The organism is Pseudomonas sp. HD6515 (assembly GCF_024971855.1).
GTDB classification, from domain to species: Bacteria; Pseudomonadota; Gammaproteobacteria; order Pseudomonadales; family Pseudomonadaceae; genus Aquipseudomonas; species Aquipseudomonas alloputida.
Genome location: NZ_CP079827.1, coordinates 5,380,098 through 5,402,338, shown reverse-complemented (window position 1 = coordinate 5,402,338; position 22,241 = coordinate 5,380,098). Strand labels below are relative to the sequence as shown.

The following is a 22,241-nucleotide window of genomic DNA, read 5'->3' as shown; positions in this document are numbered from 1 at the left end:
GTTCAATACACTGGGTTGCGCGCGATCACATCGCTTTCGAAGCATTCCTGCTCAAGGATCAGAGGCTCCACCAATGGGCGGCTGTCGCGAAAATGCGCGGTCTGGGTATGCGCTTCATACGCAGCATCATCGCGGTAGATTTCGTACAGGTAGATCACCTCCGGATCAACCCGGTCCTGCGACACATCGAACACCAGACAGCCAGGCTCACTCGCCACGGAAGCTGCAGCATTGACCTTGATTGCACTCAGGAAAGCGTCGGCGCATCCAGGCTTCACTCGGGTCTTGATGAACAGGCTATACACAAATCTCTCCTTTTGTTTTAAATTCAATAATGAATTGTATACAAAAATGGAGCTTCGCCAATGTCCGAATTGCCTGCACGCCCTGGCCGCCTGAATGGCTTGCGCCACATCGCCCTGCTGGTGCCTAACCTGGAAGAGTGTGAACGCTTCTACGTCGATGTGCTGGGCATGGAAGTGCTGAATCGCGCCAATGAGGACCTGGTGTACCTCACTTGCGGTAACGACAACCTGTCATTGGGGCGTGGGGCAGGGGCGGCCAACGGGTTGCAGACCCTGGATCACTACGGGTTCGTTGTCGACAGTGTGGAGGAGCTGGAGGCCTGGTATGCCTACTTCAAGGCCCGTGGCGTGACCTTGCTCGACCGGCCGTTCAACCATGGTGACGGCGCACGCAGCTTCCACCTGCTGGACCCGGCCGGGAACAAGGTTCAACCGTTGTATCACCCGGCGGTGTCGGGGCAGCGCTTGGTTTAAAGCCCGTGCTGGCCTCTTCGCGGGCACGCCCGCTCCCACAGGTAGTGCGCAGGCCTGTGGGGGCAGGCGTGCCTGCGAACAGGCCAGGCCTGCCAGAGGGGATTACTCGGCATCCAGGTGCATCGGTGTCACCACCCGGCCATCGCTTTGAGGCTGCCCCAGGCTGGTATCGATGAAGTACACCCGGTCGTCTTCCAGCTTGCCCTTGTCGACCAGGTAGTCCTTGATGCTGCTGGCCCGCTCCTGCCCCAAGGTACGCAGCAAGGCGGTACTCTCGGCCCACGACTTGATCACGGCCTCGCGCAGCTTGGCGGCGCGCTCGTCACGGCCCAACTGCTCCCATTCGGCAGGCGGCTGCTGCTTCAGGCGGGTGCGGTAGATGCCTTCGAGCATCGCCGGTTTGTCACTGTCGTCAACCACCAGCATCGAGGCATTGGCCGGCACCTTGTCACCCCGTCGCTGCAGGATCTTGTACCAGGTGGCCTGGTACTCACGCTCAAGGCGCTGTTGGGCAATCAGCGGGCCGTCGCTGGCCTGGGCGCTGGTGCCTTCGATTTCCAGGCGCAGTTCCGGGCGCTCTTTCAGCGCGGATGCCAGCTTGTCCAAGGACGACTGGGCCTCGCCGCTGAGTTCGCTGGAGCCGGGGGCGAACGCCACGTTGCCAAGGTCTTCCGAGCTACCGCCGCTGATCAGCCCGCCAATGAATTTGAATGGCGCCTGCGCCGCGCGCAGCACCAGGTTGCGCAGGGTTTGCCAAACAATCGGCATCACGCTGAATTGCGGGTTGTTGAGGTCGCCAGACACCGGCAGCTCGATCGAGATCTTGCCCTCGGTATCCTTCAGCAATGCCACCGCCAGGCGGATCGGAAGGTCGACCGCATCCGGGCTGTCGACTTTCTCGCCCAGCTGCAGTTGCTCCACTACTACCTTGTTCTCGGCCTTGAGCTGGCCGTTGGTGATCAAGTAGTGCAGGTCCAGGTTCAGCCGCCCCTTGCGGATGCGGAAGCCGGCGAACTTGCCGGAGTAGGGCGTCAGCGTGGTCAGTTCGACGCGCTTGAAGCTGGTGGCAATGTCCAGGCTGGCCAGTGGGTTGAACGGGTTGAGTGCGCCCTTGATGGTAACCGGTGCGTAGCGGTCTACCTTGCCCTTGACGTCGACCTTGGCCGGCTGTGGCTTGCGGTTGTCGATGGTGCCGATCTGCCCGTTGAGTTGCTGGATGGCTGTGGCGAAGTTGGGGGTTAGCGACAGGTCGGCAAAGTTGGCCGAGCCGTCGTTGATGTCTATCTGCCCGATATGGATGCCAAGCGGCTTGTTGCTGCTGGCCGTGTTCGGCTTGGGCTGGCTGCTCGCCGGGGCGTCGGCCGGTTGCGGGATCAGCAGATCATTCACGTTAGTGGTGCGGTCTTCGTTGATGATGAAGCGTGCATAGGGCTGCAGCAGGGTCACCTTGTCGATCGACAGAGCATCGCCGTGCACGTAGGACAAGCCGTCGACGTTCACCTGCTGCCATTTGACGAAGTCGCGGCTCTTGATGGTGTCGAGGGTATGCAACTGGCTGACCTGCGCCTTGCCGGTCACATTGAAGGCCAGCGGCGCGGTGTTCTTCAGGTCGACCTTGAGGTCGCTCGAGAGCATGCCGCTGCGCAGCTCCAGCAGGATGAACGGGCTGATGTAGGCCTGGGCTACACGCAGGTCGATGTCGCGGGTGCTCACATCCAGCTTTGCCCATATCGGTGCCAGGTTGACCTGGCCTGCAGCCTGCAGCTTGCCTTGCTTACCCACACCTGTATCGAGTTTGAGGGTGAAGGGCGACTGGTTGAGGCTGTCGAAACCTTGCAGGTCGGCATTGAGAGGGCCAATGTCCAAGGCTACCGGTGCCTTCTGGCTGCGATCTGCCAGGTGTACCAGGTAGTTGCGCAACTGCACGTCCTTGAGCAGCACTTGCCAGGGTTTGCTTGGCTCGTTGACCGCTTTCTCTTCAGGCGTAGGTGCTGCGGCCGCCGGCTCGGCCTTTTCCTTCGGCGTGGCCTTGGCGGGTTGGCTGGCGAACAGCTTCTGCCAGTCGAGCTGGCCATCTTTTTCCAGCGCCGCCCAGGTTTCGAGCTTTTCGCTGCGAACCTTGCCCACGGTGACCTGCTGTTTGACCAGATCAATGGTGGTTTCGCTAACCTCCAGGCTGGCCAGGCGTGCCAACGGTCGGCCATCCGGCGCCTTGATGGCGAATGGCGCGATGCGCACGGAGACGTTATCCAGCAGCAGCTCGGTCTGTTTGGCGAGGTTGAGCTTGTAGTGCGTATCGAGGCTTACCACGCCGTCTTCCAGCACCAGTGGCACGGCATCGCGCACGTAGGGCCAGAACAGCTTCATCTTGCCGTCAGTGACCTTCAGTGTGCCTTCGGAGGCGATCGGCGACAGGCTCAGCGTGCCCTTCCAGTCGATGCGTCCGCCATTGGGGCCGCTGGCCACCAAGGTCATGTCGGCGTTGTCGTTGGGCAGGGTGCTGAGGTTTTTCAGCTCCAGATTCATGTTGTCGTAGAGGAACTCGATCGGCTCGCTGGGCCGCAGGTCCTCGAAGTGCAGGTAACCGTCGATGAGCTTGATGCTGCCAATACGCAGCGGGAACGGGTCGCTGGGCGGCTCTTCGGGTTTGGCTTCGCTGGCCGGTAGTTTGAACAACCCGGTCAGGTTGAGGGTACCGTCCTTGGCGAACAGCACTTCGTTGCGCGGTTTGTCGAGCTCCACCGCTTCCAGATGCAGGGCGTTTGTCCACAGGCTGTCGAGCGAGGCGTTAGCATAAAGACGCTCGAAACCGACCTGTTCCTTGCCCGGCTCGCCGATCTGCAGGCCCCACAGCGTCAGCTCGAGGCTGAAGGGGTTGAGTTCGATCCGTTCGAGGTGGGTCGGCACGGTGGCGTATTGGGCCAACTGCTGGTTGGCGATGCGCAGTGCGACACCGGGAAGAATAAGAAAGCCGAGCAGGCTATACAGGGCTACCAAGGCCACGATTGCGCCAGCGGCGCGAGTCAATCCTTTGTACATGTGTCGCTTCGTCTGTCTAAGCAGGAGTGCTTGGAGTATGGCACGTTAAATCAGTTCCGCAGGGGCCAACCTTTTCGCTCAATCAATGCCCATGCGCCGTTTGGCCCGGTGTGCCGAGCCGTCGCGCATTGCCCAGCGCAATACCGGCGCGGTGCGGCGCAGGCCCAGGCGGATCAGGCGCTGCTGCAGGGGCCCGTGCTGCAGGCCGAGCAGTGCCTGGGCCCAGCCGGGCAGCAAGTCGATACCCGCGTGCAGCATCAGTTTGCCAACAGGCTGTGCCAGGCGGCTGGGTGCAGGGGCGTCGAGCAGGATTCGCATGACCTCATGGCTGCGCGTATCACAGTGCAGCTGTGGGCGTATGTGTTGCAGATAGTCTTCAACTTGCTGGCACGAGCGCGGCACGTCACGGGCACCGAGGCGCTCGGCGATCAGGGCGATTTCGTTGTAATAGGCATCCTGCTCGGCGCGTGGCAGGTGTGGGTTGCGGTAACGCAGGTGGGCGGCGAGGAAACGGCTGACCTCCGCTACATGCACCCAGGTCAACAGATCCGGGTCGCTGGCCGCATAAGGGCGGCCATCGGGTGCAGTGCCGGTGACCTGCAGGTGAATGGTGCGCACTTTGTCGATCAGCCACTCGGCATCGCCAGTGGCGCCGAAGGTGGTGCCGGAAATGAACTGGCTGGTGCGGCGCAAGCGGCCGAGCAGGTCTTCACGAAAATTGGAGTGGTCCCACACACCGGCCAAGGCCAGGGGATGCAACAACTGCAGCATCAGCGCGCTGATGCCACCGACCAGCATGCTCGGGAAGTCGCCATGTACCCGCCAGCTAATACTGTGCGGGCCGAACAGGCCGGGGTCGCCCTTGGGCGATTCCAGGTCGAGCTGGCCGAGGGCCAGCCCAGTGAGGCTCATGACCTGGGTTTCGATACGGCGACGAAGGGCTTCCATGGCGACCTGCTGTACAGGGCGGCCAGATTTGCGGCCGCCGGTTACTGGTTGAGGCGTTTGTCGATCAGGCCCTGTACCACGCTTGGGTCGGCCAGGGTCGAGGTATCGCCCAGGTTTTCCAGCTCATTGCAGGCGATTTTGCGCAGTATACGCCGCATGATCTTGCCTGAGCGCGTCTTGGGTAGCGCTGGCGCCCACTGAATCAGCTCAGGCTTGGCGAAGCTGCCGATTTCCTTGCTGACCAGGGCCAGCAGCTCGGCCTTCAGCGTGTCATCTGGTGTCACGCCATTCATGGTCGTGACGAAGGCGTAGACGCCTTGGCCCTTGAGGTCGTGGGGGTAGCCGACCACCGCGGCTTCGGCCACGCTGTCATGCAGCACCAGTGCGCTTTCCACTTCAGCGGTGCCGATGCGGTGCCCGGACACGTTGATCACATCGTCGATGCGCCCGGTGATCCAGTAGTCGCCATCGGCATCGCGGCGGGCACCGTCGCCAGTGAAGTAGTAGCCGGGCAAGGGCTTGAAGTAGGTGTCGACCATCCGCTGGTGGTCGCCGTAGACACTGCGGATCTGCCCCGGCCAGCTGGCTTTGATCGCCAGCACGCCGGCGCCGGGGCCTTCGATCAGTTTGCCTTTTTCGTCCAGTAGCACCGGTTGCACGCCGAACATTGGCTGGGTAGCGCAGCCGGGTTTGAGTGACTGTGTGCCGGGCAGTGGGGTGAGCATGATGCCGCCGGTTTCGGTCTGCCACCAGGTATCCACAATCGGGCAGCGCTTTTGCCCGACCTCCTCGAAATACCATTCCCAGGCTTCCGGGTTGATCGGCTCGCCGACGCTGCCCAGCAGACGCAGGCTTTTGCGTGAGGTGCTCTGCAGTGGCGCAGAGCCCTCGCGCATCAGTGCGCGCAGGGCGGTCGGAGCGGTGTAGAAGATGTTCACCTGGTGTTTGTCCACCACTTGCCAGAAGCGCGAGGTGTCTGGGTAGTTGGGCACGCCTTCGAACATCAGCGAGATTGCGCCATTGGCCAGCGGGCCGTAGACGATGTAGCTGTGGCCGGTCACCCAGCCGACATCGGCGGTGCACCAGAACACCTCGCCGTCACGATAATCGAACACCACCTTGAAGGTCATTGTTGCCTGCAGCAGGTAGCCGCCGGTGGTATGCAGCACCCCTTTGGGTTTGCCGGTGCTGCCGGAGGTGTAGAGGATGAACAGCGGGTCTTCGGCCTCCATCGGTTCAGGGGGGCAGTCGTCGCCGGCCTCTTTCGTCGCTTCGTGATACCAGAGGTCGCGGCCCTCGGCCCAGGCAACATCGCCGCCAGTGCGGCGCACCACCAATACGCTACTGACCGCTGGGCAACTGGCCAAGGCTTTGTCGACGTTCTGTTTCAGTGGGATGCGTTTACCGCCACGCACGCCTTCATCGGCGGTGATCACGGTGCGGCAGTCGGCATCGAGAATACGGTCTCGCAAGGCATCGGGGGAGAAACCGCCAAACACCACCGAGTGGATGGCGCCGATGCGGGTGCAGGCGAGCATGGCGAACGCGGCCTCGGGAATCATTGGCATGTAGATGCACACCCGGTCGCCTTTCTTCACACCGCGCGCTTTCATTGCATTGGCCAGGCGGCAGACCTGACGGTGCAGTTCGCGGTAGGTGATGGCCTTGGAGTCCTTGGGGTCGTCGCCTTCCCACAGCAAGGCCGTTTGCTCGCCGCGCTGGGCCAGATGACGGTCGATACAGTTGTAGCTGACGTTGAGTTGCGCACCGTCGAACCAGCGGGCCTTGCCGGTATGCAGGTCGCATTGCTGCACGCTTGACCAAGGCTTGATCCAGTCCAGGCGTTTGGCCTGTTCGGCCCAGAAGGTGTCTGGGTCTTCGACCGACTGGCGGTAGAGGCGGCGGTAGTCTTCGGGGGTGAGGGCGGCGGACTGGCTGACGGCCAGGGCCTGGGGGTATTTGCGGATATCGAACATGGCGGGTGGTCCTGCTCTTGTAAGGGGCGATGGACTGCAACGGCTATTCGATAGGACAGTGTAGCTGGGAGCGGTGTTCAACCTGGGCCGGCCTCTTCGCGGGTAAACCCGCTCCTACGAGGTAACGCGTTGCCTGGTAGGAGCGGGTTTACCCGCGAAGAGGCCGGTACAGGCTTTGGATCAACCGCGGTGACGGCCGCGGAAGTAGTTGATCAGGCCTTGGGTGGAACCGTCTTCGGCGCTGTCTTCCAGGCTGCCGACCAAGCGCTGGTAAACGCCCTTGCCCAGTTCCTTGCCCAGCTCAACACCCCACTGGTCGAAGGCGTTGATACCCCAGATAACGCTCTGTACGAACACCTTGTGCTCGTACATCGCCACCAACGCGCCCAGGCGGCGCGGGCTGATGCGCTCGACCACCAACGTGTTGCTCGGGCGGTTACCCGGGATTACCTTGTGCGGGGCCAGCTTTTCGATGTCTGCTTCGTTGAGGCCTTTAGCGCGCAATTCGGCTTCGGCTTCCTCGCGGGTTTTGCCCAGCATCAGCGCCTGGCTCTGCGACAGGCAGTTGGCGTACAGCCACTGGTGGTGGTCGGCCACCGGGTTGAAGCTCACCACCGGCACGATGAAATCGGCCGGAATCAACTGGGTGCCCTGGTGCAGCAACTGGTGGTAGGCATGCTGGCCGTTGCAGCCCACGCCGCCCCAGATCACCGGCCCGGTGTCGGTCTTCACCGGGGTACCGTCTTGCAGCACGCTCTTGCCGTTGGATTCCATGTCCAGCTGCTGCAAGTGCTTGGTGATGTTGCGCAGGTAGTGGTCGTACGGCAGGATCGCGTGGCTGTTTGCGTCCCAGAAGTTGCCATACCACACGCCCAGCAGGGCCAGTAGCACCGGCATGTTCTTGTCGAACGGTGCGGTCTGGAAGTGCTGGTCCATGGTGTAGGCGCCGGACAGCAGTTCCTTGAAGTTGGCAGTGCCGATGGCCAGGGCGATCGGCAGGCCGATGGCCGACCACAGCGAGTAGCGCCCGCCCACCCAGTCCCACATCGGGAAGATGTTTTCTTCGCGGATACCGAACGCTACAGCAGCGGCCTTGTTGCTGGACACTGCAATGAAGTGGCGGTACAGCTCGGCTTCCGAGCCGCCTTGGGCCAGGTACCAGGTACGCGCGGCCATGGCGTTTTTCAGCGTCTCGAGGGTGTTGAACGACTTCGACGAGACGATGAACAGGGTGGTTTCGGCGCGCAGGTTGGCCGACAGCTCGTGGAACTCGCTGCCATCGATATTCGCTAGGTAGTGGCAGCGCACGCCGCGCTGGGCGTAGGGTAGCAGCGCTTCGGACACCAGCTCGGGGCCGAGGAACGAACCGCCGATGCCAATGTTGACCACGTCGGTGATCGGCTTTTCGCTGTAGCCGCGCCACAGGCCATCGTGAATGCGGCCAACCAGTTCGGTAATCTGGTTGAGCACCTTGTGCACTTCCGGCATGACGTTCACGCCGTTGACGCTGAGTTTGTCACCTACGGGCCGGCGCAAGGCGGTGTGAAGCACCGGGCGGCCTTCGGAGGCGTTGATGATCTCACCGCTGAACATCGACTTGATGGCGTCTTGCAGGCCCACTTCATTGGCCAGGCTGACCAGCAGCTCGCGGCTTTGCTCGGTGATCAGGTTTTTTGAGTAGTCGAGGAACAGGCCGCAAGCGCTAAGGGAAAACTGGTCGAAGCGCTTGGCATCGGCGGCGAAGGCTTCGCGCATGCTGAAGCTTTGCATGGCGTCGCGGTGTTTCTGAAGCGCCTGCCAGGCGGGCAGGGCCGTCACATCGTGGGGTGTACGGTAATACGCCATTGCGCGGGGTTCCCTTGGTGCGTGGTGAGGGCTTGGACACGGCAGTCGTTGCCGGGTTCAGGCTGGCACCATTATAGGCAAAGGCCACGTGCTGGGAATGGGTATGGCAGGGGGATTTTGGTGGGGCATTGCAAGCAAGCCCGCCCCTACAGGTAAACGTGCAGGAGCGGGCTTGCCCGCGAATGGGCTGCAAGGCAGCCCAAGACCGTTATGCGGTCTTCTCTTCCACATGCAGGTAGAGGTTGTCGATCAAGCGTGTGTTACCCAGGTAAGCCGCCGCAATCACCACCAGGTCTCGATCATCGATCACTGCCGGGCGCAAGCTTACGGCATGGCGTACTTCCAGGTAATCCGGGCGGAAACCCGCTGCGCTCAGTTGCGCCTGGCCTTCAGCGACCAGCGCGGCAAAATCTCGCTGGCCATGACCGATGCCCGCTGCAATGTGCTGCAGTGTGCGGTACAGCGCTGGCGCAACAGTAAGCTGCTCTGGCGTGAGGTAGCCATTGCGCGACGACAGCGCCAAGCCGTCTTCGGCACGCACGGTGGGTTCGCCGATGATCTGGATCGGCATGTTCAGGTCGCGCACCATGGCGCGGATCACCGCCAACTGCTGATAGTCCTTCTCGCCGAACACGGCAAGGTCTGGCTGGACCATGTTGAACAGCTTGTTGACCACGGTGGCCACGCCCTCGAAATGCCCAGGCCGGCTGGCGCCGCACAGGCCTTCGGAAAGCTGCGGCACGCTGACGCGTGTCTGCACGCTCATGCCGTCGGGGTACATATCTTCCACGGTGGGCGCGAACAGCAGGTTGCAGCCGGCCTGCACCAGGCGCTCCTGGTCGGCTGCCAGGGTGCGTGGGTATTTGTCGAGGTCTTCGTTGGCGCCGAACTGCAGCGGGTTGACGAAGATACTGGCGACCACGAAGTCGGCGCGCTGGGCAGCCTTGGTCACCAAGGCTGCATGGCCGCTGTGCAGGTTGCCCATGGTCGGCACGAAACCGATGCGTTTGCCCTCACCGCGCGCGCGGGCCACTGCCGCGCGCAGTTCGCGGACGGTCTTGACTGTATTCATGCACTGAACCCGTGTTCGCTGCCTGGGAAACTGACTTGCTTGACCGCCTCAACGTAAGCGACGAGGGCGCTATGGATATCCGGTTGGCCCTGCATGAAGTTCTTCACGAACTTCGGTACCCGGCCGCTCAGCGACAGGCCGAGCATGTCGTGCAGTACCAGTACCTGGCCATCGGTGGCGCTGCCGGCGCCAATGCCGATTACCGGGATGCCAACGGCATTGGTGATTTCCGCTGCCAGCTCGCTGGGTACGCACTCGAGCAGCAGCATGGCCGCACCGGCCTGTTCCAGGGCAATGGCGTCGGCGCGCATCTGCCGGGCCTGGGCCTCCTGGCGGCCCTGCACTTTGTAGCCGCCCAGCACGTTGACGGTTTGCGGGGTCAGGCCCATGTGCGCGCACACCGGCACACCACGCTCGGCCAGCAAGCGGATGGTTTCGGCCAGCCAGGCTGCGCCTTCGATTTTTACCATGTGGGCGCCGGCCTGCATCAGTGTGGCGCTGTTGGCAAAGGCCTGCTCCGGCGTGGCGTGGGCCATGAACGGCAGGTCGGTGAGGATCAGCGCGCCGTCGTTGCCGCGTTTGACGCTGGCGGTGTGGTAGGCCATCTCCGCCGTGGTGACCGGCAAGGTGCTGTCGTGGCCCTGCAGGACCATCCCCAGCGAGTCGCCCACCAGCAACACTTCAACGCCGGCCTGGCTGGCGGCCTTGGCGAAGGTCGCGTCGTAGCAGGTCAGCATGGTGATTTTTTCACCCTTGGCCTTGAGGCCGTTAAGGGTGGTAAGGGTTACTTCAGGCATGTAGGAAATTCCTCGTTCAGGCGCTGTAAAAAACGACTGCATTCAACGCGTGTAGTCATCTTCCGGAGCGGCACATCATCGCGCGTGATGTTCGGGCACAGGTCCGTCCGGGCCTAAATACGGGTATGCGGCACTTTGGTGCCACACGGGACGCCTATAGTCGTGAGCGAGGTGGGGGAAGTCAATCACCCTGTTACCGCATTGTTACGATCAGGGTGTTACTGGCGTTACCGAGGTGGTAATGCAGGCTGGAACGCCCGGTCTACAGGCGTTCCAGGCCGACGAATGGGCATTCGTCGAGCAGTTGCGCGAGGGCACGACCATCGGCCAGGCGGAAATCGCCCGGTACCAGCTCGGCCAACGGATACAGCACGAAGGGGCGGGCATGCATGTGGTAATGCGGCACTTTCAGGCGTGGCTGGTCGAGCACCTGGTCACCGAACAGTAAGATGTCCAGGTCCAGCGTACGTGGGCCCCAGCGTTCCTTGCGCACGCGGCCCTGGTCGTTTTCGATGGCCTGCAACGCATCGAGCAATGCCAGTGGCGCCAGGGTGGTGTCCAGGGCGGCGACAGCGTTGGTGTAGCGCGGTTGGCCGGGCAGCAGCGAATCACTGGTGTACAGGGCCGAGGCGGCTACCAGGCGCGTGGCTTCGACCTGGTCCAGCGCCTGCAAGGCGCTACGCAACTGCTCGGCAGGTGCGTCCAGGTTGCTGCCCAGACCTACGTAGGCGCGAATGGTCACTCGAACGCCTCGTCGCCACTGCGCTTGCGTTTGCTGCCGCTGCGCTTGCGCTTGCGCGGGCCGGCACTGTCGTCACGGCTACCAAGCTCGCGGATCATCTCGCGGCGCTCGCTGTCGTTTGCCTCCTGGTAATCGGTCCACCACTGGCCCAGGTCGTCGGTTTCTTCCCCGGCGCTTTCACGCAGCAGCAGGAAGTCGTAACCGGCGCGGAAACGCGGGTTGTCCAGCAGCATGTCGGCGCGCTTGCCGCTGCGGCGCGGCAGGCGCTCCTGCATGTCCCAGATCTCGCGGATCGGCAGGGTGAAACGCTTGGGGATGGCAATGCGCGCGCACTGCTCGGCGATCAGGTCGTGGGCTGCACCGTTCATGGCCGGGATCGGCGGCACGCCCTGATTCTGCAGGTGCAGCACACGGGCCGGCAGAGCTGGCCAGAGCAGAGCAGCAAACAGGAACGCTGGCGTCACCGGCTTGCCCTGCTTCACGCGCAGGTCGGTGTTGTTCAGTGCCTGGCTGATCAGCGTGTGGGTGTAGGTCGGCCGCTCATCCAGCGCGTGGGCACTGGCCGGGAACAGCGGTTCGAACAACTCCAGGTCAACCAGCATTTCGAAGGCGATGGCACCTTGGCCGCTGAGGAACAGCTTGAGGCATTCCTCGAACAGGCGCGCGGGTGGAATTTCGCGCAGCATCGGGGCCAGGCCGCGAATTGGCAGGTAGGTGTGCTTTTCGATGCCAAAGTCGAGCTTGGCGGCAAAGCGCACCGCGCGCAGCATGCGCACCGGGTCTTCCTGGTAGCGGTGGGTCGGGTCCCCGATCAGCCGCAGCAGGCGATTGCGCACGTCGTGCACACCGTTGGCGTAATCGAGAATGCGCTCGCTGACCGGATCGTAGTACAGGGCGTTGATGGTGAAGTCGCGGCGTTGCGCGTCCTCTTCCAGGGTGCCGTACACGTTGTCTCGCAGAATGCGGCCACTGGCGTTATGCGACGAACGGTGGGCATCGCCCTGGTCGTCCTCGGAGTGGTGGGCGCGGAAGGTGGCGACTTCAATGATCTCACGGCCGAAATGCACATGGACCAATTTGAAGCGACGACCAATGATGCGGGCGTTGCGGAACTCTGCACGGACCTGTTCGGGGGTGGCGCTGGTGGCGACGTCGAAGTCCTTCGGCGTGATGCCCAGCATCAGGTCGCGGACACAGCCACCGACCAGGTAAGCCTGGTAGCCGGCGCTTTGCAGGCGCTCCACGATGTTCACCGCATGACGGCTGAACTGGTGGCGCTGCAGCGAGTGCTGGCTCTTGTTGATCACCTCGGGCGTGGTGCGCCTGTGGTGCGGGCCCGGTACGGGCGGGCGGAAAGACTGGAACAGCTTCTTCAGCATGGGATGCACTGTGTGAAGGAATGTTCGGCCAAGAATAGGAGAATGGCCGCATGATGGGCGGGGATTCTAGCATTTACTCGGGGAATGGTGTAGGCGGGTAGCAGGATGCCTGCCAGAAGGGTAGAAACGACAAGGGGAGCCTAAGCTCCCCAAGAAGTCGTTGCGTGCTCTTATTGTTTTTTTGCTGGGCTTCTTGTTTTTGTTGAGTGCCCTGCCCACAAATCTCGAAACTTGTGGACGACCCCCAAACCGGGGGTAAAGAGCAAACGGATTGCTTTGGCCGCTGATGACACGTTGATCTGTCGATCCAACCAGTTCAGGCGCTGCTTTTAGTGCAGTTTTTGTTGTTCTCTGCCTGGTTGTGGGGCAAGCCCCAAACACGCATCCTCTCCAAAAGAATCAGTTAGCTGCGCCTCCGCCATCTTGTTTTTATTGTGCGTGAGCCGTTTCGTCTTGTTCTTATTCTGAGTTGCAGTGCTTGTTATTGTTCTTGTACCAAACATATAGCAGGTGCCGTGCCAACTTTTCAAAACTCAGTAAAATCAAGGGGTTGAGCGGGTTCTGCAATTTTTGGCAGGTCGAAAATGTCGCAATTTCGTTACCGTACGCCTCGGGGACTGTTACGGCGGAAAGCTTGGGTAACAGATTTTTACGGGAGGTGAGGTGTTACCTGGGGTGTTCGCCGTGACACGTTCAGCGCCTGTGAGACCGAGCGCCGCCCGCGCGGCGCTTCGCGGCTAAAGCTGCTCCTACATGTGTTCGGGCCAATTTTTTCTGTGGGATTTGCGCGCGAACGCCTTGGCGCATGGCTCGAGATTGCGTCGTACAACAAGGCGGTCGCGCGCGCGTGGCACAGGAGGGACTGGCCCGAAACAAATGTAGGCGCGGCTTTAGCCGCGAAGCGCCGCGCGGGCGGCGCTCGATCTCACCGACGCCGCATAGGCTGCGGCGTACGGTGCGCAGGTCGGTTATTCGCTGGTAGCGTTGCTCTTGCGCCGTGGGATGCCCAGGCGCTGGCGGCGTTCCCACAGGCACTTGCGGCTGACGCCGAGCTTGCGTGCCAGTTCGGTCTCGGTCATGTGGTCCTGGTGCTCAAGCACGAAGTGCTGGAAGTAGTCTTCCAGCGACAGGTCTTCGGTCGGCTCGTGGCTGGCATTGCCCGCGTTGGCCACCACCAGGGCATTGTCGAGGATGTCATCCTCTTCCAGGTCGCTCAGCTCGATGTCGATGCCCAGCAGCTCGGCGGAAATTTCCGCGCTCTCGCTGAGAATCACCGCGCGCTCCACGGCGTTTTCCAGTTCACGCACGTTACCGGGCCAGCTGTAGTGACGAATGGCTTGCTCGGCCTCGGCCGAGAAGTGCAGGTCGTCGCGGCCGATGCGAGCGCTTTGGCGGGCGAGGAAGACGCTGGCGATCTCGTTGACGTCGCTGCCACGCTCGCGCAGGGCCGGCAGCTTCAGGGCGATGACGTGCAGTCGGTAATACAAGTCTTCACGGAACTGGCCGGCCTTGGCCAGGTTTTTCAGGTCGCGGTGGGTCGCGGCGATCAGGCGCACATCGACCTTTTGCGACTGCACCGAACCTACCCGGCGTATCTCGCCTTCCTGCAGCACACGCAGCAGGCGAGCCTGGGCTTCCAGCGGCAGTTCGCCAATTTCATCGAGGAACAGCGTACCGCCATCGGCGGCCTCCACCAAGCCGGCGCGCCCGGCGCTGGCGCCGGTGAACGCGCCTTTTTCGTGGCCGAACAGTTCGGATTCGATCAGCGTTTCGGGGATGGCCGCGCAGTTCACCGAGATCATCGGTGCCTTGGCCCGGCGAGACAGGTTGTGCAGGGCGCGGGCCACCAGCTCTTTACCGGTGCCGGACTCGCCCTGGATCAGCACATTGGAGTCGGTAGGCGCGACTTTGCGGATCTTGCTGTACATGTCCTGCATGGGCTGGCACGAGCCGATGATGCCGATTTCGCCATTGGCCGTTGCCGCGCTGCCTTTGTCGGGCGCTGTAGCCTTGCCATTGCTGGCGCGTGGCTCGGCAGGCGGTGCAGCAGCGGGGGCGTTCTGCCGGTCACGCAGAATACGCGCTACGGCCTGCAGCATCTCGTCATGGTCGAAGGGCTTGGCGATGTAGTCCACCGCGCCCATTTTCATCGAGTCCACCGCTGAGCGCAGGCTGGCGTAACTGGTCATGATCAGCACCGGGGTGCCCTGGCCGAGCTTGATCAGCTCGGTGCCGGGCGCGCCTGGCAGGCGCAGGTCGCTGACGATGAGGTCGAAAGTGGCAATGCTGAAGCGTTCCTGGGCTTCCTGCACCGAGCCGGCCTCGCTGACCTGGTACTGGTTCCGCTCAAGCAGGCGACGCAGGGCCGAGCGGATGATGGTTTCGTCTTCGACGATCAGAATGTGCGGCATTGATTCAATTCTCTCGACGGTCTCGAATTTCAGGGGACGTCGCTACGACATGCCGGGGCAGGGTCACGCGGATCCGGGTGCCACGTTGCCGTTCGATATCGGCCGGGCTGTCGATGGTGATTTGCCCATAATGCTCTTCCACGATGGAATAGATCAGAGCGAGCCCCAGTCCGGTTCCTTCGCCCGGGTCCTTGGTGGTGAAGAAGGGTTCGAACAGGCGGTCCATGATGTTCTTCGGAATCCCGCTGCCTTCGTCTTCGACGATCAGGTCGACGGTGTGCTCGTTAACCTCGCTGCGCACGCGCACGGCGCTACCGGGCGGCGAGGCATCGCGGGCGTTGGAGAGCAGGTTGATCAGCACCTGGGCCAGGCGCTGCGGGTCACCTTCGGCCCAATGGTCCGGGTCGCAAAGGTTGAAGAACTGTACTTCGAAATTGCGCCGGTTCAACGCCAGCAGACCGATGGCGTCTTGTGCCACTTCAGCCAGGCACACCGGTTCCTCGCTGTTCTGGTGGCTGCCGCCAGCATGGGCGAAGCTCATCAGCGACTGGACGATGCGCGATACGCGCTTGGTCTGGTCCAGGATCTGGCTGGACAACTCGATGATTTCGCCATCGCCTTCGCGTTCCTCGCGCAGGTTTTGCGCCAGGCAGGCGATGCCGGTGATCGGGTTGCCGATCTCGTGGGCCACGCCGGCGGCCAGGCGGCCGATGCTGGCCAGGCGCTCGGAGTGCACCAGTTTGTCTTCCAGTGCCTGGGTTTCGGTAAGGTCCTCCACCAGCAATACCAGCCCGCTGTTACCGGGGGCCAGTGGCTCGTCGATGGCTGCCTTGTGCAGGTTCAGCCAGCGCGGCTGGCCGTCCAGCGCCAGGCGCTGCTTGTGCAGGTGCTCGTCGGGCACGTTGATGAAGCCTTGCAGCAGGCCGCGCCAAGGCTCGTCGATGGTGACCAGGCGCGAGCCGACCACATGCTTGGCGGCGATGCCGGTGAGCTCTTCCATGGCCTTGTTCCACATCAGGATTTCCTGGTCCTTGGCCAGTGAGCAGACGCCCATGGGCAATTCCTGCAGGGTCTGGCGATGGTAGCGGCGCAAGGCATCGAGTTCGGCGGCCAGCCCGGTCAGGCGCGAGTGGTAGTCTTCCAGGCGGCTTTCGATGAAGTGGATGTCTTCGGTCACGTAGTTTTCGTTACCGGACTTGTACGGCAGGAAAGTCTCGACCATGTCCTGGGCCACGCTCGGCCCCATCAGGCCGGACAAGTTGGCTTCGATGCGGTCGCGCAGGCGGCGCAGGGCATAGGGGCGGCGTTCGTCGAACGGCAGGTAGAGGTCGCGCAGTGCTTGCTCGACTTCCTTTTGCGCGGCCTTGGCGCCCAGCGGCTTGGCCAGCTGGGTGGCGAATTCCTGCGGCGAGGCGGCGTGCAGCTCGCGGCGCTGCGGGCGTCGCACGTTATCCACGGCACAGGCTTCGGCCGCGCTGACCTCTTCGGTGCTGGCGTTGGTGAACAGTGAGATCAGGGTGAACAGCAGCACGTTGGCCGCCAACGAGGCGATGGCTGCCATGTGCCAGCTGGTGTCGTCCAGCACATAGATCATGTCCAGCAGCGGGATGTAGAAGCCCTGCAAGTTACCGAGAAGCGGCAGCAGCATGGTCACCATCCACACCAGCGTACCGGCCAGCAGCCCGGCGATGAAACCGCGGCGGTTGGCGGTTGGCCAGTAGAGCACCGACAGCACCCCAGGCAGGAACTGCAAGGTGGCGACGAACGCGACGATACCCAGGTTGGCCAGGCTCTGGTGGTAGTTCTGGCTCAGGTAGAACATGAAGCCGGCAGTGATGATGGCGACGATCAATGCACGGCGGGTCCACTTCAGCCAACGGTAGATGTTGCCTTCGGCCGGGGGCTGGTAAAGCGGCAGCACCAGGTGGTTCAGGGCCATGCCCGACAGCGCCAGGGTGGTGACGATGATCAGGCCGCTGGCTGCCGACAGGCCGCCAATGTAGGCCAGCAGTGCCAATGCCTGGTTGTTGGCGGCGATGCCCAGGCCCAGGGTGAAGTACTCGGGGTTGGTGCTGGCGCCCAGGCGCAGGCCGGCCCACAGCACCAGCGGCACGGCAAGACTCATCAGCAGCAGGAACAGCGGCAGGCCCCAGCTGGCGCTGACCAGCGAGCGCGGGTTGAGGTTTTCGGTAAAGGCCATGTGGTACATGTGCGGCATGACGATGGCCGAGGCGAAGAACACCAGCAGCAGGGTGCGCCATGGGCCTTCCTGCAGGGGGGTGTGCAGGGCGGCAAGGGCGGTCTGGTTCTGCAACAGCCAGACTTCCAGCTCGTGCGGGCCGCCGAATACGCCATACAAGGCATACAGGCCGATGCCGCCCAAGGCCAGCAGCTTGATCACCGACTCGAAGGCGATGGCGAAAACCAACCCCTCATGCTTCTCGCGCGTGGCGATGTGCCGCGAGCCGAAGAAGATGGTGAACAGAATGATCAGCGTGCAAAAGGCAAAGGCCACCCGGGCCTTGACCGGTTCACCGGTAAGGATGCTGATCGAGTCGGCCACCGCCTGGATCTGCAGGGCCAGCAACGGGAGCACGCCAATCAGCATGATGATGGTGGTCAAGGCCCCGGCCCAGGTACTGCGGAAGCGGAAGGCCAGCAGGTCGGCCAGGGATGACAGCTGGTAGGTGCGGGTGATCTTGAGGATCGGATAGAGCAGCACCGGCGCCAGCAGGAATGCGCCAGACACCCCCAGGTAACAGGCAAGGAAGCCGTAGCCGTACTGGTAGGCCAGACCAACCGAGCCATAGAAGGCCCAGGCACTGGCGTAGACGCCCAGCGACAGGGTGTAGGTGAGTGGGTGGCGAATGATCGAACGCGGGATCAGCCCGCGCTCGCTGATCCAGGCCACGCCGAACAGCACCATGAGGTACCCGGCGCTGATCAGGATCATCTGGGTCAGGCTAAAGCTCATCGGCATCTCTTTGGCTCTGCAGGATGAAGGTGACGACGATCAGGATCAGCCAGAGCAGGTAGGGGCGGTACCAGGCTCCGGTCGGTTCGATCCACCAGTCCATGATGGCCGGGGAGAACAGGTAGATCCCCACGACCAGAAGCAGGACCAAACGATAGATGTACATGCTGGCCTCGATGGTTGGGCGCTGCGGGCTTGAACTTATTATTGGCGCAAATGGCAGGGGGGATGCTAGCGGGAATCCACAGCGTTCGCCAAGGGTTTGAATTTATTGGGCTTTTGTTTTTGAGAGGTGGAATGAATGTGCCGGCCTCTTCGCGGGTGAGCCCGCTCCTACAGGTAAAGCGTTGCCTCTAGGTTTATTGAGGACCCTGTGGGCGCGGGCGCACCCGCGAAGAGGCCGGTAAAGGTTCAGCGCAAATCAGCCTCTGGCACCGTGGTCCGCTGCGCGATCGCTTCTGGCCGCCATTGCGTGCGCGCGACTGCCAGCACCTCTGCCGGCGTCGCCAACAGCAGTTCCGGGTCTGTCTCCTGCCCCAGCGCCCGCAATGCCCGCAGCAGCAGGGGGGTAGCATGCTCCGCCTGCAGTGGCGGTGAACGGTACGACTTGCCCAGCTTGTGCCCATCCGGCTGCACGATCAGCGGAATATGCAGGTAACGCGGCTGTGAGAAGCCCAGCAACTCCTGCAGGTACAGCTGGCGCGGGGTGTTGTCGAGCAGGTCGGCACCCCGCACGATGTCGGTAACACCCTGCCAGGCATCGTCCAGCACCACGGCCAGCTGGTAAGCGTACAACCCGTCACGACGCTGGATGACGAAGTCGCCCACCTCACGCCCCAGGTGTTGCTGGTACTCACCCTGCACTCGGTCGGTAAAGCGGTAGATCAGCTCTGGCACCCGCAAGCGGATGGCCGCCCCTTCACGGGCATGCCCGGCGTTACGGCAAAAGCCCGGGTAGATGCCGTTGTAGCGTTCCAGTTGCTTGCGCGAGCAGGTGCATGCATACGCCAGGCCCATGTTGAACAGGCGGTCTACCACGGCAGCATAGGCATCGTGGCGCTGGCTCTGGAATACCACCTCGCCATCCCAGTGCAGGCCATAACGTTCCAGTGTCTGGAGGATGGCATCGCGGGCGCCGGGCATTTCCCGGGGCGGGTCGGTGTCTTCCATGCGCAGCAGCCAGCGGCCGTTGACGGCGCGGGCATCAAGCCAGGAGGCGAGGGCGGCGACCAGCGAGCCGAAGTGCAGGAAGCCGCTGGGGGTGGGGGCGAAGCGCCCGATGTAGCTGGAGTCGGTCATGGTCAGGCTGGGCATATAAATGAAACGGGGCGCATGATGCGCCCCGTTCAGGTGGAAGAAAGATCAGCCTTTGCCGACCGTTTTTTCCTTTTTCTCGGCAATTTCCTTGCAGTCGAAGCACAGGTCGGCGGTTGGGCGGGCTTCCAGGCGGCGCAAGCCGATCTCGATGCCGCACGACTCGCACCAGCCGTACTCTTCGTCCTGAATCTTCTGCAGGGTTTTATCGATTTTCTTGATCAGCTTGCGCTCGCGGTCGCGGTTGCGCAGTTCGAGGGCGAATTCCTCTTCCTGGGATGCGCGGTCTGCGGGATCTGCGAAGTTGGCTGCTTCTTCTTTCATATGGTCAACGGTCTTGTCGACGCCGACCATCAGCTCTTGCTTCCAGCCAGTGAGGATCTTGGTGAAGTGCTTGCGCATGGGCTCACCCATGTACTCCTCACCCTTGGTCTCCTGATAGGGTGCAACCCCATAAAGATTCTGGTTGGCTTTTTGCTTTTCTAGGGTGGACATGAATAGACCGCCTCTCACTCATCTGATCCAATGCGCAGGATGCTCCATCTCCGGCGACCGCCGGCCCTGCGACTGCGAGCCGCCGAACTTACCAGATAGATCGGGGGTGCGCTACCCCGCCCGATCCTGCTAATTGACACCGGCCTGAGCGGTATGTTCGGTGGTGTGCAGAGGTAGAATCTCCAGTTTAGACCCAATTGAGAGAAGGTCATGGCCCAACCCTACAGTGCGCGCAGCCGCGCCATCGAACCTTTCCACGTCATGGCGCTGCTGGCCCGGGCCAACGAGCTGCAGGCGGCCGGGCACGACGTGATCCACCTGGAAATCGGCGAACCGGATTTCACCACGGCCGCACCCATCGTTGCGGCCGGCCAGGCCGCGCTGGCCGCCGGGCACACGCGCTACACCGCTGCACGCGGTCTGCCGGCACTGCGTGAGGCAATTGCCGGCTTTTATGGGCAGCGCTATGGCCTGAACATCGACCCGGAACGCATCCTTATTACCCCAGGTGGCTCCGGCGCGCTGCTGCTGGCCAGCAGCCTGCTGGTGGACCCGGGCAAGCACTGGCTGCTGGCCGATCCGGGTTACCCGTGCAATCGCCACTTCCTGCGCCTGGTCGAGGGCGGGGCCCAATTGGTACCGGTGGGCCCGGATGTGAACTACCAGCTGACTGCCGACCTGGTTGAGCGCTACTGGGACAAGGACACCGTCGGTACCCTGGTTGCTTCGCCGGCCAACCCGACCGGTACCGTGCTGGGGCGCGATGCGTTGGCCTGCCTGGCCAAATCCACCCATGAGCGGCATGGCCATCTGGTCGTGGACGAGATCTACCACGGCCTCACCTATGGCATGGACGCGCCGAGCGTGCTGGAAGTCGACGACTCGGCATTCGTCCTGAATAGTTTTTCCAAGTATTTCGGTATGACCGGTTGGCGCCTTGGCTGGTTGGTGGCCCCGCCCGGTGCGGTCGCCGACCTGGAGAAACTGGCGCAGAACCTGTACATCAGTGCGCCGAGCATGGCCCAGCATGCCGCGCTGGCCTGTTTCCAGCCCGAGGCGCTGGCCATTTTCGAAGAGCGCCGCGCCGAATTCGCCCGCCGTCGCGACTACCTGCTGCCCGCCCTGCGTGAACTGGGCTTCCGCATTGCCGTCGAGCCGCAAGGCGCGTTCTACCTGTATGCCGATATCAGTGCTTTCGGCGGGGATGCGTTCGCATTCTGCCGACACTTCCTGGAAACCGAGCACGTGGCGTTCACGCCGGGCCTGGACTTCGGTCGCCACCTGGCCGGGCACCATGTGCGCTTCGCTTACACCCAGAGCCTGCCGCGCCTGGAAGAAGCGGTGCAGCGTATTGCCCGTGGCCTGTAGAGCTGGCAAGGCTGATGCGTTTCTCTCCTTCACTCGAGCAGGGCCGCCTGTTGCGTCGCTACAAGCGCTTTCTGGCCGATATCGAACTGGCCAGCGGCGAGCAAATGACTATCCACTGCCCGAATACCGGCTCCATGCTCAACTGCATGCGTGAAGGTGGGCAGGTGTGGTTCAGCCGCTCCAACGACCCCAAGCGCAAGCTGCCAGGGACCTGGGAAATCAGCGAAACCCCCCAGGGGCGGTTGGCCTGCGTGAATACCGGGCGGGCCAATGCGTTGGTCGAAGAGGCCCTGCGCGCCGGCACAATCACTGAACTGGCCGGTTTCACTGCACTCAAGCGCGAAGTGGCCTATGGCGAAGAAGGCAGCCGTATCGACTTTCGCCTGGAGTTCGAGGGTGCCCCGGCCTATGTCGAGGTCAAGAGTGTGACGCTGGGCTACCCCGACACTGCAGTTGCGGCCTTCCCTGATGCGGTGACTCAACGCGGTGCGAAACACCTGCGCGAGCTGGCAAAGCTGGCCCGGCAGGGCGTGCGGGCCGTGCAGCTGTATTGCGTGAACCTGACCGGTATCGACGCTGTGCGCCCGGCTGAAGAAATCGATACGGCCTACGCCCAAGCGCTGCGCGCTGCCGTAGCGGACGGGGTGGAGGTGCTGGCCTATGGCACTCGGCTGGACGCCGAGGGTATCGTCATCGATCGCCGCTTGCCGGTGCTGCTGACCCCTTGAACCAGATGCCCTGGCTGTCTTCGTGGCAGCCCAGGGGCTGCAGCTGCTCACCCTCACAGGGGCCTGCCACGCATTCGCCGCTTTCTATCAGGAACAGCGCACCGTGATGGGCGCAGTGGATGAGGCTGGCGCTGTCATCCAGAAACGCGTCCGCTGCCCAGTTCAGCGGGATGTCCCGGTGCGGGCAGCGGTTGCGGTACAGGTACACCTGGCCTTGGCGACGCACGCCGAACAGTTCGAGGCCGTCTACGCTGAAGGCGCGGCTTTGGCCCTCGGCCAGGCCGAGGGATGTACAAAGGAAGTGCATGGCAAGGATGACCCGTGAAACACGTGATGGCTTGACGCTCCAATGCGAATAATTATCAAATTGATCG

General features: G+C 62.6%; 18 protein-coding genes. 3 read left to right on the top strand and 15 right to left on the bottom strand.

The genetic code is table 11. The features are described 5' to 3' along the window. Positions 1-2: 2 nt before the first annotated feature. Positions 3-305, bottom strand: coding sequence for a putative quinol monooxygenase (locus KW568_RS24980; RefSeq protein WP_003249978.1), 303 nt, complete (start codon positions 303-305; stop codon positions 3-5). A gap of 60 nt (positions 306-365) precedes the next feature. Between KW568_RS24980 and KW568_RS24975 the strand changes: the two genes are divergently transcribed. Continuing rightward, complete coding sequence (locus KW568_RS24975) at positions 366-779, top strand: VOC family protein (RefSeq protein WP_003249980.1); 414 nt, start codon at positions 366-368, stop codon at positions 777-779. Positions 780-881: 102 nt separating this feature from the next. Here KW568_RS24975 and KW568_RS24970 read toward each other — a convergent pair whose 3' ends face one another. The 13 genes from KW568_RS24970 to dksA form a co-directional block, all read right to left on the bottom strand. After that, positions 882-3,818: a DUF748 domain-containing protein gene (locus KW568_RS24970; protein ID WP_004575781.1), complete on the bottom strand. Its 2,937-nt coding sequence runs from the start codon at positions 3,816-3,818 to the stop codon at positions 882-884. Between the two features lie 78 nt (positions 3,819-3,896). Beyond that, on the bottom strand, positions 3,897-4,766 hold the full coding sequence (locus KW568_RS24965) for an oxygenase MpaB family protein (protein WP_003249984.1): 870 nt from the start codon (positions 4,764-4,766) through the stop codon (positions 3,897-3,899). 41 nt (positions 4,767-4,807) lie between these two features. Then, the gene (gene acs / locus KW568_RS24960) at positions 4,808-6,742 is read right to left on the bottom strand and encodes an acetate--CoA ligase (RefSeq protein WP_004575782.1); all 1,935 of its coding nucleotides are present in this window, start codon (positions 6,740-6,742) and stop codon (positions 4,808-4,810) included. A gap of 180 nt (positions 6,743-6,922) precedes the next feature. Continuing rightward, the gene (gene pgi / locus KW568_RS24955; RefSeq protein ID WP_003249988.1) at positions 6,923-8,587 is read right to left on the bottom strand and encodes a glucose-6-phosphate isomerase; all 1,665 of its coding nucleotides are present in this window, start codon (positions 8,585-8,587) and stop codon (positions 6,923-6,925) included. Between the two features lie 208 nt (positions 8,588-8,795). Continuing rightward, positions 8,796-9,659, bottom strand: coding sequence for a pantoate--beta-alanine ligase (gene panC / locus KW568_RS24950; RefSeq protein ID WP_004575783.1), 864 nt, complete (start codon positions 9,657-9,659; stop codon positions 8,796-8,798). After that, entirely contained in the window at positions 9,656-10,456 is an 801-nt protein-coding gene (gene panB / locus KW568_RS24945; protein WP_003249992.1) for a 3-methyl-2-oxobutanoate hydroxymethyltransferase, read from the bottom strand. The genes panC and panB overlap by 4 nt, the downstream gene beginning before the upstream one ends. A gap of 262 nt (positions 10,457-10,718) precedes the next feature. Continuing rightward, the gene (folK, locus tag KW568_RS24940) at positions 10,719-11,198 is read right to left on the bottom strand and encodes a 2-amino-4-hydroxy-6-hydroxymethyldihydropteridine diphosphokinase (RefSeq protein WP_003249995.1); all 480 of its coding nucleotides are present in this window, start codon (positions 11,196-11,198) and stop codon (positions 10,719-10,721) included. Continuing rightward, positions 11,195-12,577 (bottom strand): polynucleotide adenylyltransferase PcnB, encoded by a 1,383-nt coding sequence (locus KW568_RS24935; RefSeq protein ID WP_003249997.1) that lies wholly within the window; start codon positions 12,575-12,577, stop codon positions 11,195-11,197. The genes folK and KW568_RS24935 overlap by 4 nt, the downstream gene beginning before the upstream one ends. Before the next feature lie 968 nt (positions 12,578-13,545). Then, complete coding sequence (locus KW568_RS24930) at positions 13,546-14,988, bottom strand: sigma-54 dependent transcriptional regulator (RefSeq protein WP_004575784.1); 1,443 nt, start codon at positions 14,986-14,988, stop codon at positions 13,546-13,548. Positions 14,989-14,992: 4 nt separating this feature from the next. Then, positions 14,993-17,968, bottom strand: coding sequence for a sensor histidine kinase (locus KW568_RS24925; protein WP_259537089.1), 2,976 nt, complete (start codon positions 17,966-17,968; stop codon positions 14,993-14,995). After that, positions 17,952-18,128, bottom strand: coding sequence for a hypothetical protein (locus tag KW568_RS24920; RefSeq protein WP_003250005.1), 177 nt, complete (start codon positions 18,126-18,128; stop codon positions 17,952-17,954). Before KW568_RS24920 ends, KW568_RS24925 begins: the two co-directional genes overlap by 17 nt. 245 nt (positions 18,129-18,373) lie before the next feature. Beyond that, complete coding sequence (gluQRS, locus tag KW568_RS24915) at positions 18,374-19,261, bottom strand: tRNA glutamyl-Q(34) synthetase GluQRS (protein WP_003250007.1); 888 nt, start codon at positions 19,259-19,261, stop codon at positions 18,374-18,376. Positions 19,262-19,324: 63 nt separating this feature from the next. Continuing rightward, positions 19,325-19,771: an RNA polymerase-binding protein DksA gene (dksA, locus tag KW568_RS24910; protein WP_003250009.1), complete on the bottom strand. Its 447-nt coding sequence runs from the start codon at positions 19,769-19,771 to the stop codon at positions 19,325-19,327. 210 nt (positions 19,772-19,981) lie between these two features. Between dksA and KW568_RS24905 the strand changes: the two genes are divergently transcribed. Next, entirely contained in the window at positions 19,982-21,139 is a 1,158-nt protein-coding gene (locus KW568_RS24905) for a pyridoxal phosphate-dependent aminotransferase (protein ID WP_004575786.1), read from the top strand. A gap of 14 nt (positions 21,140-21,153) precedes the next feature. Beyond that, on the top strand, positions 21,154-21,867 hold the full coding sequence (gene sfsA / locus KW568_RS24900) for a DNA/RNA nuclease SfsA (RefSeq protein WP_004575787.1): 714 nt from the start codon (positions 21,154-21,156) through the stop codon (positions 21,865-21,867). Here sfsA and KW568_RS24895 read toward each other — a convergent pair. Continuing rightward, positions 21,830-22,174 carry a Rieske (2Fe-2S) protein gene (locus tag KW568_RS24895; RefSeq protein WP_004575788.1) on the bottom strand — a complete coding sequence of 115 codons (345 nt, stop codon included), beginning with the start codon at positions 22,172-22,174 and terminating at the stop codon, positions 21,830-21,832. The genes sfsA and KW568_RS24895 overlap by 38 nt on opposite strands. Positions 22,175-22,241: the final 67 nt, after the last annotated feature.

Excerpts from the sequence above, each read along its gene's own strand:
- KW568_RS24925 (WP_259537089.1), bottom strand. The coding sequence starts at position 17,968 with ATGCCGATGAGCTTTAGCCTGACCCAGATGATCCTGATCAGCGCCGGG.
- KW568_RS24935 (WP_003249997.1), bottom strand. The coding sequence starts at position 12,577 with ATGCTGAAGAAGCTGTTCCAGTCTTTCCGCCCGCCCGTACCGGGCCCG.
- panC (WP_004575783.1), bottom strand. The coding sequence starts at position 9,659 with ATGAATACAGTCAAGACCGTCCGCGAACTGCGCGCGGCAGTGGCCCGC.
- KW568_RS24905 (WP_004575786.1), top strand. The coding sequence starts at position 19,982 with ATGGCCCAACCCTACAGTGCGCGCAGCCGCGCCATCGAACCTTTCCAC.
- KW568_RS24930 (WP_004575784.1), bottom strand. The coding sequence starts at position 14,988 with ATGCCGCACATTCTGATCGTCGAAGACGAAACCATCATCCGCTCGGCC.
- panB (WP_003249992.1), bottom strand. The coding sequence starts at position 10,456 with ATGCCTGAAGTAACCCTTACCACCCTTAACGGCCTCAAGGCCAAGGGT.
- KW568_RS24895 (WP_004575788.1), bottom strand. The coding sequence starts at position 22,174 with ATGCACTTCCTTTGTACATCCCTCGGCCTGGCCGAGGGCCAAAGCCGC.
- dksA (WP_003250009.1), bottom strand. The coding sequence starts at position 19,771 with ATGTCCACCCTAGAAAAGCAAAAAGCCAACCAGAATCTTTATGGGGTT.
- gluQRS (WP_003250007.1), bottom strand. The coding sequence starts at position 19,261 with ATGACCGACTCCAGCTACATCGGGCGCTTCGCCCCCACCCCCAGCGGC.
- pgi (WP_003249988.1), bottom strand. The coding sequence starts at position 8,587 with ATGGCGTATTACCGTACACCCCACGATGTGACGGCCCTGCCCGCCTGG.
- KW568_RS24975 (WP_003249980.1), top strand. The coding sequence starts at position 366 with ATGTCCGAATTGCCTGCACGCCCTGGCCGCCTGAATGGCTTGCGCCAC.
- KW568_RS24970 (WP_004575781.1), bottom strand. The coding sequence starts at position 3,818 with ATGTACAAAGGATTGACTCGCGCCGCTGGCGCAATCGTGGCCTTGGTA.
- sfsA (WP_004575787.1), top strand. The coding sequence starts at position 21,154 with ATGCGTTTCTCTCCTTCACTCGAGCAGGGCCGCCTGTTGCGTCGCTAC.
- KW568_RS24920 (WP_003250005.1), bottom strand. The coding sequence starts at position 18,128 with ATGTACATCTATCGTTTGGTCCTGCTTCTGGTCGTGGGGATCTACCTG.
- acs (WP_004575782.1), bottom strand. The coding sequence starts at position 6,742 with ATGTTCGATATCCGCAAATACCCCCAGGCCCTGGCCGTCAGCCAGTCC.
- KW568_RS24965 (WP_003249984.1), bottom strand. The coding sequence starts at position 4,766 with ATGGAAGCCCTTCGTCGCCGTATCGAAACCCAGGTCATGAGCCTCACT.